At 67.6% G+C, this 15,516-nt stretch carries 15 protein-coding genes; 4 read left to right on the forward strand and 11 right to left on the reverse strand.

The window, feature by feature from the left end:
• Positions 1-254: 254 nt before the first annotated feature.
• The 6 genes from E0E18_RS10625 to E0E18_RS10645 form a co-directional block, all read right to left on the reverse strand.
• Positions 255-878, reverse strand: coding sequence for a response regulator (locus tag E0E18_RS10625; protein ID WP_237559815.1), 624 nt, complete (start codon positions 876-878; stop codon positions 255-257).
• A 110-nt stretch (positions 879-988) separates the two neighbouring features.
• Positions 989-1,165 carry a hypothetical protein gene (locus tag E0E18_RS13890; RefSeq protein WP_154669491.1) on the reverse strand — a complete coding sequence of 59 codons (177 nt, stop codon included), beginning with the start codon at positions 1,163-1,165 and terminating at the stop codon, positions 989-991.
• A 22-nt stretch (positions 1,166-1,187) separates the two neighbouring features.
• Positions 1,188-2,393, reverse strand: coding sequence for a sensor histidine kinase (locus E0E18_RS10630; RefSeq protein WP_066586559.1), 1,206 nt, complete (start codon positions 2,391-2,393; stop codon positions 1,188-1,190).
• A 12-nt stretch (positions 2,394-2,405) separates the two neighbouring features.
• Positions 2,406-3,662 (reverse strand): pyridoxal phosphate-dependent aminotransferase, encoded by a 1,257-nt coding sequence (locus E0E18_RS10635; RefSeq protein WP_066589460.1) that lies wholly within the window; start codon positions 3,660-3,662, stop codon positions 2,406-2,408.
• Between the two features lie 38 nt (positions 3,663-3,700).
• The gene (locus tag E0E18_RS14040; RefSeq protein WP_202616731.1) at positions 3,701-4,828 is read right to left on the reverse strand and encodes a hypothetical protein; all 1,128 of its coding nucleotides are present in this window, start codon (positions 4,826-4,828) and stop codon (positions 3,701-3,703) included.
• 181 nt (positions 4,829-5,009) lie between these two features.
• A complete protein-coding gene (locus E0E18_RS10645) occupies positions 5,010-5,945 on the reverse strand; it encodes an alpha/beta hydrolase fold domain-containing protein (protein ID WP_237559747.1) in 936 nt (311 codons plus the stop codon).
• Positions 5,946-6,158: 213 nt separating this feature from the next.
• Between E0E18_RS10645 and dnaK the strand changes: the two genes are divergently transcribed.
• Together dnaK and grpE are read left to right on the forward strand one after the other, a co-directional pair.
• Entirely contained in the window at positions 6,159-8,024 is a 1,866-nt protein-coding gene (gene dnaK / locus E0E18_RS10650) for a molecular chaperone DnaK (RefSeq protein ID WP_110482169.1), read from the forward strand.
• The gene (grpE, locus tag E0E18_RS10655) at positions 8,021-8,647 is read left to right on the forward strand and encodes a nucleotide exchange factor GrpE (protein WP_066586574.1); all 627 of its coding nucleotides are present in this window, start codon (positions 8,021-8,023) and stop codon (positions 8,645-8,647) included. The genes dnaK and grpE overlap by 4 nt, the downstream gene beginning before the upstream one ends.
• A gap of 110 nt (positions 8,648-8,757) precedes the next feature.
• Here grpE and E0E18_RS10660 read toward each other — a convergent pair whose 3' ends face one another.
• Positions 8,758-9,834 carry a DUF1444 domain-containing protein gene (locus E0E18_RS10660; protein ID WP_066586577.1) on the reverse strand — a complete coding sequence of 359 codons (1,077 nt, stop codon included), beginning with the start codon at positions 9,832-9,834 and terminating at the stop codon, positions 8,758-8,760.
• A 120-nt stretch (positions 9,835-9,954) separates the two neighbouring features.
• Between E0E18_RS10660 and dnaJ the strand changes: the two genes are divergently transcribed.
• Complete coding sequence (gene dnaJ / locus E0E18_RS10665) at positions 9,955-11,112, forward strand: molecular chaperone DnaJ (RefSeq protein WP_066586579.1); 1,158 nt, start codon at positions 9,955-9,957, stop codon at positions 11,110-11,112.
• 11 nt (positions 11,113-11,123) lie between these two features.
• Complete coding sequence (locus tag E0E18_RS10670; RefSeq protein WP_130840746.1) at positions 11,124-11,561, forward strand: heat shock protein transcriptional repressor HspR; 438 nt, start codon at positions 11,124-11,126, stop codon at positions 11,559-11,561.
• A gap of 36 nt (positions 11,562-11,597) precedes the next feature.
• Here E0E18_RS10670 and E0E18_RS10675 read toward each other — a convergent pair whose 3' ends face one another.
• The 4 genes from E0E18_RS10675 to E0E18_RS10690 all read right to left on the reverse strand — a co-directional run bounded on the left by E0E18_RS10675 (position 11,598) and on the right by E0E18_RS10690 (position 15,514).
• The gene (locus E0E18_RS10675; RefSeq protein ID WP_066586584.1) at positions 11,598-11,969 is read right to left on the reverse strand and encodes a DoxX family protein; all 372 of its coding nucleotides are present in this window, start codon (positions 11,967-11,969) and stop codon (positions 11,598-11,600) included.
• Between the two features lie 112 nt (positions 11,970-12,081).
• A complete protein-coding gene (locus E0E18_RS10680) occupies positions 12,082-13,575 on the reverse strand; it encodes a basic amino acid/polyamine antiporter (RefSeq protein WP_110482166.1) in 1,494 nt (497 codons plus the stop codon).
• Positions 13,576-13,601: 26 nt separating this feature from the next.
• Positions 13,602-14,954: an alpha/beta fold hydrolase gene (locus tag E0E18_RS10685; RefSeq protein ID WP_130840748.1), complete on the reverse strand. Its 1,353-nt coding sequence runs from the start codon at positions 14,952-14,954 to the stop codon at positions 13,602-13,604.
• Between the two features lie 137 nt (positions 14,955-15,091).
• A complete protein-coding gene (locus E0E18_RS10690; protein WP_202616732.1) occupies positions 15,092-15,514 on the reverse strand; it encodes a GNAT family N-acetyltransferase in 423 nt (140 codons plus the stop codon).
• Positions 15,515-15,516: the final 2 nt, after the last annotated feature.

The raw sequence follows: 15,516 nt of genomic DNA on the forward strand, positions 1-15,516 counted from the left end.
CCACCAGANGGGGGCGGGGGGTCGTACGCGGGCGGGGCGTGGCGTGGGAACGGGGGAAACGTCGCATGTCGGAAAGGTTATCCTTACCGGGGGTGATCGGGAAGTTTCGGCGGCAGATCGGAAAAAAGTTTCGCAGATCGGACATTAGCTGTGGATCTGGCTGCGGGGGCCGGTCACACAGTCCCACCGACCACGCCACCCGCCCGCCCGCAGCCCCGCGGGCCCGGGGAATCCGCAGGTACTTCTGCCGGACCCTACTGGTCCTCGGGGTGGAACCCGGCCTCGACCGCCAGGACAGCCAGCTGCACCCGCGAATCGGTACCGAACTTGGTGAGCAGAGAGGACACCGTCTTCTTCACCGCGCTGGCTGAACGCCCCGTTCTGCGGGCGATCTCCGCATTCGACAACCCCGCGCACACCAGTGACAGGACCTTCTCCTCAGAGGGGGAGAGCCTGTCCAGCCGGTCCGCGTCCTCCGCCGACAGTCCCCCACCGGCAGGGAGATGCCTCATCAGACGGGTGGCAGGCTGCGGGCTGACGACGGTACCGCCGGCGAGTGCCTGATGGACCGTCTCGATGATGAACTCCGGGCGGGAGCTCTTCAGGATGTACCCCGCGCCGCCGAGCGAGAGAACCGACAGCATCGTCGCGTCCTCGTCCAACGCGGTCATCGCGATGAACACCGGGGGGCGCTCCAGCTCGCGGACATGACGCAGCAGCTCCACCCCGTCCATGGTCGGCATGTGGATGTCGGCCATGAGGACGTCAGTGTCGATCCTGCCGAGAAGGTCGAGTGCACCGGCACCGTCGCACGCCTCCCCGACCACCTCGATGTCCGAGGCGGCGGGAGTGCTGAAGTACAGGCGCAGCGAGGACAGGACCAACGGGTCGTCGTCGACCAGCAGGAGCCGGATCGTGCCGGAGGGAGAGGGGACGGAAGCGGCCCCGGAGGAGGAGCCGGGAGAGGGAGAGAACGTCACCGGTGACGTCAGCAGTAGAAGTGGTTGTGCTTCTTGCAGGAGAAGATCGAACCGAGGGACGCCTTGTAGTTGACGGAGCCGGTGTCGGCTGAGGCGGTACCGACACACAGGCCGGAGGCGAGGACCACGGTCACGGCACCGGCGGAAAGACGGCGCAGCAGGGACTTCGGGCGGGAACTGGACAAGATTTTCTCCTCTGTAAGAGAGTCACGGAGACGTGGGGGGCGATACGTCGCCTCCAACAATAGGCAGCGTGACGGCCGTGCGCCAGAGCTGGGGACCACCGGATCCGTGATCTCTGTTGACCGGACCGGCGACCAGCTCCCCTCCCGCCGTATGGGCCCTGGCGACCATCGACCCCATCCCCAGGTCACTGGTCAGCGCAGGATCTGCCCCGGCGCTGTCGGAAACCGGGTTCACCATCGACACCGTCACCGAGTTACCCGCATTCACCCTGCAGCTCAACCACACCTCAGCGTGGTCGGGGGAGTGCTTCGCGGCGTTGGCGGTCATCTCGGTGAGAATCCGGGACAGGGCCTGCAGATCCACCACAGGTTCCCGGGATGCGCGCGGAAGACTGACATGGGACCGCACCCGCAGACCGTGGGCGCGGAGTTCGCGGGTCGACGTCTCCAGGGAGTCCCGCAACGACGGTGGCGGCCCCGCACTGTCGGCACCGGTGTCCGCACTGTCCGAACTGAGCAGGCGCAGCATCGTCCGCAACTGTTCCAGCGCCTGACGTGAACTGCGGGAGATGTCCCTGAGCCCCTCGACCACCTCAGGGTCCGCGCGGTCACCCACCGTCAGCTCGAGGGCCTGGGACCTCATGACGACACCGGTCAGGGAGGTGGCCACCGAATCATGGAGCTCACGGGCCAGACCGATGCGCTGCAGCCGTTGACTGTCCGCCAGCGACCGCCGCAGTGCCGCATTGTTGAGCGCCTGCGCCAGCCGGTTACGGCCGACGAAATAACCGGTGCTGAGCAGGACCAGTGTCACGGTCACGACCACCGGGTCACTGTCGACCGTCATCGTCGCGAAATCCACCATGACCAGGGCGGTGTGGACCAGTGCCAGGGCCAGTCCCACGGCGGCGAGACCGCTGGCGGTGACCACCTCGATGATGATGAGCACGAAGAAGACGGCGTAGGTCGCGGCGTCCGCGGCAACGTAGGACGAGGCGGCGACGAACGGGAGGGTGAGGACCGCGGACGCCAGGGGCCACCGGGGTGCGGTGAGGACCAGGGCGACACCGGCGACAGCGCAGAGAATCGACGCGAGAGTCACCGGTTCACTGACCAGCACAAACTCGATGACCAGGAGCAGCAGTGCCAGCACGGCCTCCGGCAGGCCGAAAGGGATCCGGTGACGGGCCCGGAAACCCGTCAGCGCGTTACCCGCCAGAATCCGCACGCCGCACCCCGGTCACTGCTTGTAACTGGCCAGGAAGTTGCCGAGCCGTTCAATCGCCTCCGCCAGGTCCCTGGCCCACGGCAGGGTGACCACACGGAAGTGGTCGGGTGTCGGCCAGTTCATCCCGGTGCCCTGGACCAGGTGGATCTTCTCGGCCCGCAGCAGGTCGAACATGAACTGCTCGTCGTCGTGGATCTCGTGGACGTTCGGGTCGAGCTTCGGGAACGCGTACAGTGCCCCCATCGGTTTGACGCAGCTGACGCCCGGGATCTCGTTGAGCTTCTCCCAGGCCACGTTGCGCTGTTCGAGCAGTCGTCCGCCCGGCAGGACCAGATCCTCGATGGACTGGCGTCCCGACAGTGCGACCTGGATGCCGTACTGGGCGGGGACATTGGCGCACAGCCGGGTGGAGCACAGCAGTTCAATGCCCTCGATGAAGCCCTTCGCGTGCTCCTTCGGCCCGGTCAGGACCATCCACCCGGACCGGAAACCGGCCGCACGGTAGGCCTTCGACAATCCGTTGAAGGTGATGCACAGCAGGTCAGGGCACAGGGACGCCGTGTTCACGTGCACGGCGTCATCGTAGAGGATCTTGTCGTAGATCTCGTCGGAGAGCACCAGCAGAGAATGTTCCCGGGCGATGTCGACGATCCGTTCCAGCACCTCGCGGCTGTACACCGCACCTGTGGGGTTGTTCGGGTTGATGATGACGATCGCCTTCGTCCGCGGCGTCACCTTCGACTCGATGTCCTCGACGGAGGGGAACCAGTCGTTCTCCTCGTCGCAGAGGTAGTGGACGGCCTTGCCCCCGGCCAGTGTGGTCGCGGCAGTCCACAGCGGGTAGTCCGGCGAGGGGATGAGGACCTCGTCACCGTCGTTGAGCATGGCCTGGGTGACCATGGTGATCAGCTCGGAGACCCCGTTGCCCAGGTAGACGTCATTGGTGGTGAAGGGGGGGAAGTCCGGGATGACTTCGTAGCGGGCGACAACGGCCCGCCGGGCAGAGGGGATTCCCTTGGACTGGGAGTAGCCGGCGGCGTAGGGCAGTCCGGCGATCATGTCCTGGACGATGGTGTCCGGGGCGTCGAAACCGAAGGCCGCGGGGTTGCCGGTGTTGAGCTTGAGGATCCGGTGACCGTCGGCCTCCATACGCTCTGCCTCGGCGTTCACCGGGCCACGGATTTCGTAGAGGACGTTCTGGAGTTTCGTCGACTGGTCCAGGGGACGAAGCTCCACAGGGTGCTTCGGTGTGGTGCTCATTTTTCCCATCATGCCAGTACGGGGGTGGTGCCGTGCCTTCTGCCCCGTTATTCGGTGGTGGTGGAGTCCCCGTCACCGGTACCGGGGGTCGTGCCGCCACCGGCCCCCGGCGTTTCTCCGGTGCCCGGGTTTCCGCCTGTTCCCGGTGTGCCCCCGGTACCCGGGTTTCCTCCGGTGCCCGGCGTGCCCCCGGTGCCCGGGTCGGTGCCGGGTGAGGTACCGGTGCCGGGGTCGGTGCCCGGCGTCCCCGGTGTGGTGCCGCCGCCGGTGCCGGGGGTACCGGTTCCACCGGGGGTCTCCTGTCCGGTGCCCGGGGCGCCGGTTGAGGGGGTGCCCGTCGGACCGGAGGTGTCAGGCTCCTCGGTGGTGTCGGTCCAGTCGCTGCCGTCGTTCCAGCTGTCGTCCCCGGACTGGTCCCCGTAGCCGTAGCCGTAGCCGTCGTAGCCCAGGCCTGCGCTGTTGTCCGGGATCTTCGTCGTGGTCGGTGTCGTGGAGTTCCACGCGGTCGGACGTCCGTAGCTCGGAACGACGCTCGTCAGCGGTGAGGAGTCCGAGACGCTGTTGTGCCTCATGAGGCTGGCGGCGAAGAGTCCGACGAGAACGGCGAGGACGACGCCGATGACCAGGATCCACGCCCAGGGCGGCACGCTGCGGAAACTGAAGGATCTGCCGTCGCCGCCGTCGTCGCCGCCGTCACTTCCGTCGCCGCCTGAACCGCCCGCGGGGACGCCCTCCGGGGACGTCTGGCCGGACGGGGACGCCGCGACCGGAGGTACCGCACCCACGGCCGTCTCCTCTGCTGCGGCGGACCCGGCGGCGGCGGAGCCGGCAGTACCGGGTCCGGTGCCGGGGCGCTCACTGTCGTCCCGGACCGCGGGAATGATGCCGGTCATCTCCGGGTCGGTGGTCGACCCCAGCACGGGCGGCCGGGACGCGGTGGAGCGGCCGTGGTCACCGGCAGGTCCGGTCTCGTCGACGATCTCTGCGTCGATGACGGTCCCGTCGTCGGGGACGTCGGGGTGGTCACTCTCCACCACATCGGCGAGGTAGCCCTGGCGGGAGGTCGGCGGCGTTGACGCAGCTTTTCCGAAAGAGAACTCCGTGTCCTCGAACGCCGCGGTCTCGCGGGGCCGGTCTCCGCCTTTCGGGCGTTGGGGATCTGAGGGTTCGTTCATCTGATCTCTTCGTTCCGTCGGAGCACATGTTCGCCCGGCGTGCGGTATGGACTGTTCCATACTAGTCCGGGAAGGAGCGTCGACTAATCGGGGAGCCCTGCGCTCCGGTCATTGTACCGGTCGTCGGGACCGGCCTACGGGACCGGCCTACGGCACCGGTCTTCGGTCGTGGCCGGGCAGGTCAGCTGCTCAGCCACCGGATGACCTCCTCCCGGGCGGCCTTCCCCTCCGGGGTGGGGGTGAGCGGGTGGACGTGGACGGCGCCGTCGCAGGTGTGCACGTCCACCGTGGCACCGGTGCGGTGCATCCGCGCGCCCAGGGCCAGGGCGTCGGCGTGGAGGATGTCACGTGTGCCGGTCCACACCGCCGTCGGCGGTAGGGCGGCCAGGCCGGTGTCCGGTGCCGCCAGGGGGCTGACCAGCGGATCGTGGATGTCCACTCCGCCTGCGGTGTCCGCTCCCGCCCAGGCGAGGCCTGCCACGCGGAGACCGTCGGGGTGCAGCCAGGGATCGTCGTCGACGAGGGCGTCGAGGCCCTCGGTGGTGCAGGACACGTCGAGCCACGGGGACACCAGTGCGATCCGCTCCACCGGGTCGCGGGCATCGTGGCGTCCTGTGGTGAGCATCCAGCCGAGGGCGAGTCCGCCGCCTGCGGAGTCCCCGGCAAGGCACAGCCGGTGGCCGCTGTCCCGGGCCTCGTCCGCGGCGTCCCCGATGACCCTGTCGAGCAGGGTACGGGCGGAGGACGCCGTGTGCTCCGGGGCCAGGCCGTAGTCCGGGACGATGACTTTCATTCCCGCGCCGGCGATGTCGCTGACGAACTTCCAGTGCCTGTCGTCGAGGCCGTTGACGTAGCCGCCGCCGTGGAGGTAGACGCAGATGTCGAGGGGGGTGTCGCGGGGGGCGTCGGTGGCGGGGACGAGGGAGTGGACGGTGAAAGTGCCGTCGTCGGTGGTCACTTCGTGGCCGGTGACATGGTTGACCTGGTAGAGCTCGTGGGGGATCGCGGCGGAGTGGCGGGGCCGGGACATGATCTCCCTCACCCTGTCCGCGGACGCCCATGTGCTGTGGCGGGTCCGCTTCACGTAGGCGGCGAACAGCTTCATCGGCAGGCTCATGGGGTCTGATGGTAGGTGCAGGCGGCGTCCCGAAAAAAAGTTGAGTGCATCGGGAACAACTTCGGGGTGTGCGCCGTTGTACCGGATGTCATGAAGTTGAGCGAGTGGAACTCAACTCAGGTTGACTCCTCCGGATCGCGGAGGCAGACTTGAGCCCGGCTCACTTAACAAACCTCGATCATCAACGATCAAACACATCAGGAGGACGTCACTATGGGACGCGCAGTGGGAATTGACCTCGGTACCACCAACTCGGTGGTAGCAGTTCTGGAGGGCGGCGAACCCGTCGTCATCGCCAACTCCGAGGGCTCCCGCACCACCCCGTCGATCGTCGCCTTCGCCAAGAACGGTGAGGTGCTCGTCGGTCAGTCGGCCAAGAACCAGGCGGTGACCAACGTCGACCGCACCATCCGCTCCGTCAAGCGCCACATCGGCGACGACGGCTGGACCACCCCCGAGATCGACGGCAAGAAGTACACCGCCCAGGAGATCTCCGCCCGGACCCTCATGAAGCTGAAGAGGGACGCGGAATCCTACCTCGGCGAAGACGTCACCGACGCCGTCATCACCGTCCCGGCCTACTTCAACGACGCCCAGCGTCAGGCCACCAAGGACGCCGGGCAGATCGCAGGCCTCAACGTCCTCCGGATCGTCAACGAGCCGACCGCGGCCGCCCTGGCCTACGGACTTGAGAAGGGCGACAAGGAACAGACCATCCTCGTCTTCGACCTCGGTGGCGGTACCTTCGACGTCTCCCTGCTGGAGATCGGCGACGGTGTCGTCGAGGTTCGCGCCACCTCCGGCGACAACAAGCTCGGCGGTGACGACTGGGACCAGCGCATCGTCGACTGGCTGGTCGACAAGTTCAAGAGCGCCCACGGAGTGGACCTGTCCAAGGACAAGATGGCACTGCAGCGTCTGCGTGAGGCCGCGGAGAAGGCGAAGATCGAACTCTCCTCCTCCCAGCAGGCCAGCATCAACCTGCCGTACATCACCGTCGACGAGGACAAGAACCCCCTCTTCCTCGACGAGACCCTGTCCCGCACCGAGTTCCAGCGCATCACCCAGGACCTGCTCGACCGGACGAAGAAGCCCTTCGCCGCGGTGCTGAAGGACGCCGACGTCTCCGTCAACGACATCGACCACGTCGTGCTGGTCGGCGGTTCCACCCGTATGCCCGCCGTCACCGACCTGGTGAAGGAACTGACCGGCGGCAAGGAACCGAACAAGGGCGTCAACCCCGACGAGGTCGTCGCCGTGGGTGCCGCACTGCAGGCCGGTGTGCTCCGTGGCGAGGTCAAGGACGTGCTGCTGCTCGACGTCACCCCGCTGTCCCTCGGTATCGAGACCAAGGGTGGCGTGATGACCAAGCTCATCGAGCGCAACACCACCATCCCGACCAAGCGTTCGGAGACCTTCACCACGGCCGAGGACAACCAGCCCTCGGTGCAGATCCAGGTCTTCCAGGGCGAGCGTGAGATGGCCCAGCAGAACAAGCTGCTCGGTTCCTTCGAGCTCGGTGGTATCGCACCGGCACCCCGTGGCGTCCCCCAGATCGAGGTCACCTTCGACATCGACGCCAACGGCATCGTCCACGTCACCGCGAAGGACAAGGGCACCGGCAAGGAGTCCACGATCACCATCCAGGACGGTTCCGGCCTCTCGCAGGACGAGATCGACCAGATGATCAAGGACGCCGAGGCCCACGCCGAGGAGGACAAGAAGCGCCGCGAGGAGCAGGAGGTCCGCAACTCCGCGGAGTCCATGGCCTACCAGACCCGCAAGTTCCTCTCCGAGAACGAGGACAAGGTCTCCGAGGACACGAAGAAGAAGGTCGAGGACGCCGCGACCGCCGTCGACGAAGCCCTGAAGGGTGACGACGTCGAGGCCATCAAGGACGCCGTCGAGAAGCTCTCCGCCGAGAGCCAGGAGATGGGCAAGGCCATCTACGAGGCTGAGGCTGCAAAGGGCGGCGCCGAGGGTGGTTCGGCCACCTCCTCCGACGGTTCCACCAACGGCTCAGCGGACGACGACGTCGTCGTCGACGCCGAGGTCGTCGACGAGGATGATGCGAAGTGACCACCCCCAACCCCGCCGACCCCGGCTCACCGTCGGAGACCGACGAGGAGTACACCGAGACCCCGATGCCCGGGACCACCCCTGAGGAGGACGCCGTGAACGCAGCCGGCACCGATGCCGCTGACACCGTCGACGCCCTCGCCGGGGATGTCGAGGACGTGGTCGCAGAGACCGCGGACGCCGACATCGACGACTCGGGAGAGCTCTCCGACGCTGAGGAGCAGCTCGCCGAGCGGACCGCAGACCTGCAGCGGATCACCGCGGAGTACGCCAACTACCGGCGGCGTACCGAGCGTGACCGGGTCTCCATCCGCGAGGCCGCGAAGGCCGATGTGGCTGTCAGGCTGCTGCCGCTGCGGGACGACCTGGATCTCGCCGAGAAGCACGGCGACCTCACCGGACCGCTGAAGGCCGTGGCTGACAAGCTGACGTCCGTGTTCAACGAACTGGACATCGAGGCTTTCGGTACAGAAGGGGACACCTTCGACCCGGCCCTCCACGAGGCGGTGCAGGACACCTCCTCCGGAGATGAGAAGGTGATCGGCACAGTGCTGCGCCGGGGCTTCCGGATCGGTGACCGTACCCTGCGCACCGCCATGGTGGTCATCTCCGACCCGCGGTAACGCCGGTCGGAGCGGTCCGGGGGGACCGGTGCACCGTGGGTGCCACCGGATGCCGGTGAGAGCTCAGGGGGGCACCGGGGGGTATGAGGGGGTCAGGGGATACGGGAGTTTCAGTATCCCCCGTCAGGGTCGGGGAAACCCGGGAGTCCGGGACCTGCGGACCCTCCGGGAGGCCGGCCCTCGTTGATCCGGTCCATGAGGTAGTCGTCCGGGTAGACCTGGATGACCCGCTGACCGTCACCGTTGTCGGTGATGTCCGTGAAGGGGAGGACCTCCGCACCGTCACGGAACAGGTGCAGCTTCGGGGTGACCGGTCCCGGACTCTCGGTGAACTGGACCACGGCGACGGAGCTGACGGTGTTGATGCCGGTGAGCAGGTCGTTGCCGGTGGTGACGGCACGCAGCAGAAGCAGGTGACGGTGGGGGACCGCCACCATCACGCCGTCCGAGGTGTCCAGATCGGGAATCCAGCGGGGCAGCAGGTCCTCGAGGAACAGGACCGCGGAGGCGAGGAAGAACGAGGAGGACTCGACCACCCAGAAGTTCGCTCCCGGGTCGTCGCCGTGGATCTCGTTGACGTCGACCTCGGCGTCCACCAGCTCCTGCCAGAGGTTGCGGTGGCCGGCGTGCCAGAGGTCCCCGAGGTCCGCGTCGGTGTCGAGGTGCCGGGCTGCGAGAGTCCTGTCGGCGACGGTCATGACGGTGGTGGGGGTGTCGATGACGAGCGAGGTGACGAGCTCGTCGGTCCATGCGCGGGTGGTACGGCTGAACTGCTGGCCGTTTTCCGCAGTGACGGAGCTGAGCATCTCCCGGTTGACCACCCGGACCTTCAGCATCCGGAGGAACTCCGCCTCGGTCAGGGTCTCCGGGTCGATCCGGTGTGAGACGGCGTCGAGCATCCTGCGTACCCGTTCGGCGATCTCCCTGCGCCCCGGCTCCTCGCCGAGTTCGGTCTCCTGGGCGACCTGGAGGGACAGGTTGTCGAGGCCGACGAGTTCCGTGGTGTCACCCCGGGTGGCGGAGATGTAGCCGTCAGGACGCCAGGAGGTGCGGTATCCGAGCCTGTGGAGTTCGCGCAGTGCCTCGTCCCGCAGGATGTCCGCGCTGCGCCGGGGCAGGTGGGGGAACATGGTGTCGGGGGTGGAGTCCTGCATCTCCCGGCGGTGTCGGAGGCCTCTGAAGAACATGTGACCGACCCTACCGCCCGGGAATGCCGGCCGCTGCCGGCGCGTTGCAGGAGATAGTCCTTAGCGTGTTAGACTCAAGTTTCAATCACAGGCGTCAAGCCGGGAAGGGAGAGCACGACTGTGGCACAGAAGGAGTGGATCGACAAGGACTACTACGGTGTCCTGGGTGTCCCGTCCTCGGCCGGTGCTGACGAAATCAAGAAGGCGTACCGGAAGATCGCCCGGGACAACCATCCGGACTCCCATCCCGGGGACGCCGCAGCCGAAGAACGCTTCAAGGCGGCCTCGGAGGCGTACTCCGTCATCGGCGACAAGGACAAGCGCGCCGAATACGACGAACTGAAGGCCATGGCGGCCAGCGGAACGGGCGGATTCGGCGGCAGTTTCGGTGACTACGGCGGATACCGGGGCAGCTCCCGGGGCTTCAGCGGGTTCACCGGCGACGGTGAGAGCTTCGACATCGGCGACCTTTTCGGAGGCATGTTCGGCTCCGGCGGCGGGCAGGGAACCCGCACAACCCGGCGTTCCCGTGGCGCTGACGTGGAGACAGAGATCACCCTGGACTTCCGCGAGGCGACGAAAGGCGTCACCGTCCCGATCCGGCTGACCAGCCCGGCCCCGTGCACCGTGTGCCACGGCTCCGGTGCCCGACCCGGAACATCCGTCACCCGGTGCACCACCTGCGGAGGTGACGGGATCATCTCGGAGAACCGTGGTGCCTTCGGGTTCTCCCGCCCCTGCCCCGACTGCAACGGCACGGGCACCCGGATCGAGGACCCCTGCACCGCCTGCGGCGGCTCCGGCAGGGTGACCCGCACCCGGACCATCACCGTCCGGGTTCCCGCCGGTGTGGTCGACGGCCAGAAGGTCCGCCTCGCCGGCCAGGGTGAGGCGGGGGAGCGGGGGCGCGCCGCCGGTGACCTCTTCGTCACCGTGCACGTGCGCCCGGACAAGCTGTTCACCCGGTCCGGCGACGACCTGAAGGTCACGGTCCCCGTCAGTTTCACCGAACTCGCACTCGGGGACACGATCACCGTGCCGACCCTGGACTCCAAGGTCAGGGTGCGGGTTCCCGCCGGTACCGCCGACGGCACCACCCTGAGGGTGCGCGGTCGTGGGGTCACCAAGCGCAACGGCAACTCCGGCGACCTCCTCGTCACCGTGCGGGTCACCGTGCCCAGGCACCTTGACGAAGGTGCGGCCAGCGCACTGCGCCGGTACGCCGAGGAGGAGAAACGCTCCGGATTCGACCCCAGGGCGAACTGGGCCGGGAACTGAGGTGACCGGTCATGGCGGACAAAGGTGACAAAGAGGTCTTCGTGATCTCCGTTGCCGCGGAGATCACCGGCATGCACGCCCAGACCCTGCGTACCTACGACAGGTTGGGGCTGGTCACCCCCGAACGGACCAGTGGCGGAGGACGCCGCTACTCGCGCGACGACATCCGGCAGCTCATGGAGATCCAGAGACTCAGCCACGACGAGGGTGTGAACCTCGCCGGCATCCGCGCCATCATCGAGCTCCAGCGGCGGGTCAGCGAACTCGAGGACGAGAACGCGGGCCTGCGGCGCCGGGTCGCGGAGGCGGAGAGGTCGGCGTCCTCAGCGGTGGGACGGCACGGGGAGATCGTCCACGTTCCCCGGTCGACGGCCGTGGTGCTGTGGGAGCAGCGCCGGCGGCGCCGCAACGACGGCAGAAACGGTGACGGCAGGGGCGAGCGGGACTGAACCCGGCGTCCCCGCACCGCCGCACACGGCAGCACATCACAGGGTGGCGAAACCCAGCACGGCGCTGACTGCGGTGAGCAGTCCCAGCGACAGGGCGGCCTGTCCTCTGACGGCCAGTTCCCCCCGCCGGACATGGGTCGTCACCGCACCCACCATCACGACGAAAAGGCAGGTGGCCGCCACCGGCGTGAGCACCGGCAGGATGTCGAGGGCACGGGGGAGGATCAGGCCCAGGGCGCCGAGGAACTCGACCGCCCCGATGAGTTTGACGGTGTTCTCACTGAAACCGTCCGCCCACTCCTGACCTGACTCCACGAGACTCTCCCGGGCACGTCCGATCTTCATCAGCCCGGAGCCCACGAAAGACACGGCCAGGATGATGTTGACTACCCAGAGAACAACTGACATGTCGCCTCCGCCGGAGGTTTCGGGGGTGGGTGTTCCCCAGAGTGTAGCCGACACGGCAGGTCGGGCGGGCCGGAGCCGGAACAGGGCCGCCGGTGTTTCTACACCGGTGTTTCTAGTCCAGGGTGACCGAACCGTCGGCGATGAGCACGACAGCGGTGACCGCGGCAACGGCCACCACCGCGGCGATGACCCACTCGAAGGCGTTGAAGACACGACGTCCCTCACGCAGCTGCGTCACCACGTAGGTGACCGCCCCGGGAACCACGAGAACCATGCCCAGCAGCACGAACTTCGGGTCGGCGGCGTAGAACAGCCACACCGAGTAGATGAACGCGACCAGGGAGACCACCAGATGCAGACGGTTGGTCCGCACCGGAACCTCAGGCCCGTCGAGGTTGACCGAACGTCCCTCCTCAGGGTGGCGGATGCCGTGGCCCCGGGTCGAGAGGAACACCAGGTACAGCGAACCGAACAGGTACGGGATGAGGTAGAGGGACGTCGCCAGCTGGACCATCGTGGTGTACGCGGACTCGTTGAGGAAGAACACGACGATGAACAGCTGGATGACGACCGCCGACAGCAGCTGGGCGGCGACCGGTGCGCCGGTCGGGTTGATGTGGCCGAGCCTCACCGGAAGCAGCCTGTCCCGGGCCATCATCGTCAACGGTTCGGCACAGAGCATCTGCCAGGACACGTACGCACCGAGCACGGAGATGCACAGTCCCGCCGAGATCAGTGCCCCGCCCCAGTCGCCGACGACGAGCCTGAGCACCTCGGCCATGGAGTTGTCGCCCATCGCGGCGAGCTCCTCGCGGGACGCCACCCCGTACGACAGGAAGTTCACCAGCAGGAGCAGCACGAACACGGCGAGGAAGCCGAGGAGGGTGGCCAGGGACACGTCCCGTCTCGTCTTCGCCCGGCGTGAGTAGGCCGAAGCACCCTCAACCCCGATGAACGCCCACACCGTGAACAGCATCATCCCCTTGACCTGTGTGGACAGGCTGGCCGCCTGATCACCGTCCTCCCCGAAAGTGAGTGCACGCCCCCAGAAGTCCGCGGTGAAGATCTCGGTGTGGAAACCGAGGAACGTCACCAAGATGAGGAAGGCGGCGATGGGGAGGAGCTTCGCCACCGTCGTGACGATGTTCATCACCGCAGCCTGGCGGACGCCACGGGCCAGCACCGCGAAGATCACCCAGTTCAGCACCGACACGCACACCGCGTTGACGAGCGGGTGGCGTCCGTCGAACACCGGCAGGAAGTAGGACATCGAACTGAAGAACAGGGTCGCGTACCCCACCTGGGCGATGATGCTCGCCAGCCAGTAGCCCCAGCCCGAGATGAACCCGACAAAATCCCCCAGACCGGCACGCACGTAGCTGTACACCCCGGAATCCAGGTGGGGTTTGCGCAGCGCCAGGGCCTGGAAGACGAAAGCGATGCACAGCATCCCCACACCGGTGACCGACCATCCGATCACCGCAGCACCCGGGGACGCCACATTCGCCACGTTCTGGGGCAGCGCGAAGATCCCCGACCCGACGCAGGCGCCGAGGATCAGGGAGATCAGGGTGGGGAGGCGGACGGTGTCCCGGGAGCTGTTCACGGAGTGTCAGGGTACCCACCGCCGTATCAGTGATCGAGAGCCAGCTCCCGCAGTGTGCGGAACAGGCCCGCACCGTCGACGCCGAGCCCGTTGTGCTCCCAGCGGTTTGTCACATGGGGGCGGAGTCCGCTGATGTGGGAGGCGGTCTCCATCGACAGCTCGAAGGGCACGAACATGTCGTCCAGGTACACCGCAGCAGCCGTACGGACACCCTGCTCAGCGGTACGGGACAGGACGTCGGCGTTGTAGAGCGGCGTCCAGTCGTCCTTCCCGGCGAGGAGGTCGGCGACCTCCCTCCACGGGCGCAGTGCGGGATCCTCGTCGAACAACCAGGGCCGGATGTGCTCACCGGTGAGGTAGACCGGGGCGTCCCGGTCACCGGCGTCGGTCTCGTCGGTGAAACCGGGGAGGGTCGCCCCCACCCGGGCCGCCGACCATGCCGTCGCCCCGCCCATGGCGTAGATCGACTCGTGGAGCACGGCGTAGAGCGGGGCGTCGGAGAAACGGACCCTGTCGCACACTCCCAGCAGGAACGGGGTCCGCAGCCGCTTCTCCCCGTGGACGCTGACGAAGGGGTCCTCCAGCAGGTAGGCCAGACTGTCGAAGCCGCCGGTGCGTCCGAGGTCCATGCCGACCATACGGAACCGGCGCGAGGTCAGACGTTCACCGGTGGGCAGGAGCTCGTCGGCACCGTCGAGATGACGGCAGATGTCCCTGACCGTCCGCTCCACGCCGGGGAACTGCGCGTGGAAACGTTCATTGCGCACCGCGGTCTTGGCGTACGTGGCGCGGTAGATGTCGTCGGCACGGGTGCGGGGGTCGTGGGCGTAGCCGGGCAGACCACCGGTGAAGAACGCCTCCCGGACCCCCTCCGGATGCCGTGAAAGGTACGTTGTGATGCAGAAACCGCCGAAAGACTGGCCGAGCAGTGACCAGGGGCCGGAGCCGAGCGCGGAGCGCAGCAGTTCGGCGTCCTCGACGATACTGTCCGCGCGCAGGTGGGTGAGGTACTCCGCGCGGGCGGCCGGGGTGGGGCCGAGAGCGTCAGGGGAGGCGGCGTCCACCGGAGTGGAACGGCCGGTGCCACGCTGGTCGAGGAGGATGACGCGGTAGTGGCGGAGAGCCTCGCCGAGCCAGCCGCCGATCTCCCGGGTCGGGGCAGTCGGGCGCAGTGCTCCGTGGCCGGGGCCACCCTGCAGGAACAGGAGCCGGGGCAGGTCCTCGCCGCCGTCGGGCACGTACTCGCGGGCGAAGATGTCGATCGTACGGCCGGCAGGGTCTGTGCCGGGATGCACCAGCGGAGCGGTGAGCAGGGAACTGTGGACGGTGTGCCCGTGCCGGCGCGTGGTGGTGGACGTGAGGTTCGGGGTGACGGTCATGGCACCGGTTGTACCTGGTGCCTCCACCAGGCGTACCGGCGGGTGGGGGGAAGCCGGACCGGGGGGTCATGCCCGGCCGTGGGGCTCAGCGTGGGCTCGGCGTTGGCTCGGAGCGTCCCCGTGCGGGTCAGAGAAGATCAGAGGCGGGCTGTGCCGGGCAGGACACAGTGGTAGCGGCGCCTCCCCGGCCACCGGGGATCCTCCGGGGCTGCGGTGACGGTGAAGCCGAGACGGCGGTAGAAGTCCACCGCGTCATCGTCGGTCCGCGCACTGACGTCACGACCGGGGAGCTGTTCGCGCACCGCCCTGACCAGAGCAGTTCCGGTGCCCCTGCCCTGTGCCGCAGACGCGACCGCGATGTACTCGAGGCTGCCGGAGTCCGGTTCGAACGCCGCTGCCCCGGTCAGGGTCCCGTCGGTACGGTGGCCCAGGACCGACATCCCGGGCAGTTCGGTGGCGATGACCCTGTCCAGGGCGTCATCGTCGAAGTCGCCGGCAAGTCGGAGCAGTTCCCGGAAATCGCGGTGGCGGAAATCTGTGCCGTCCAGAATCGTGATCACCA

It is taken from the genome of Corynebacterium neomassiliense (genome assembly GCF_900626215.1).
In the GTDB taxonomy this organism is placed as follows: Bacteria; Actinomycetota; Actinomycetes; order Mycobacteriales; family Mycobacteriaceae; genus Corynebacterium; species Corynebacterium neomassiliense.

Excerpts from the sequence above, each read along its gene's own strand:
- E0E18_RS10635 (WP_066589460.1), bottom strand. The coding sequence starts at position 3,662 with ATGGGAAAAATGAGCACCACACCGAAGCACCCTGTGGAGCTTCGTCCC.
- E0E18_RS14040 (WP_202616731.1), bottom strand. The coding sequence starts at position 4,828 with ATGAACGAACCCTCAGATCCCCAACGCCCGAAAGGCGGAGACCGGCCC.
- E0E18_RS10645 (WP_237559747.1), bottom strand. The coding sequence starts at position 5,945 with ATGAGCCTGCCGATGAAGCTGTTCGCCGCCTACGTGAAGCGGACCCGC.
- dnaK (WP_110482169.1), top strand. The coding sequence starts at position 6,159 with ATGGGACGCGCAGTGGGAATTGACCTCGGTACCACCAACTCGGTGGTA.
- E0E18_RS10660 (WP_066586577.1), bottom strand. The coding sequence starts at position 9,834 with ATGTTCTTCAGAGGCCTCCGACACCGCCGGGAGATGCAGGACTCCACC.
- E0E18_RS10670 (WP_130840746.1), top strand. The coding sequence starts at position 11,124 with ATGGCGGACAAAGGTGACAAAGAGGTCTTCGTGATCTCCGTTGCCGCG.
- E0E18_RS10675 (WP_066586584.1), bottom strand. The coding sequence starts at position 11,969 with ATGTCAGTTGTTCTCTGGGTAGTCAACATCATCCTGGCCGTGTCTTTC.
- E0E18_RS10685 (WP_130840748.1), bottom strand. The coding sequence starts at position 14,954 with ATGACCGTCACCCCGAACCTCACGTCCACCACCACGCGCCGGCACGGG.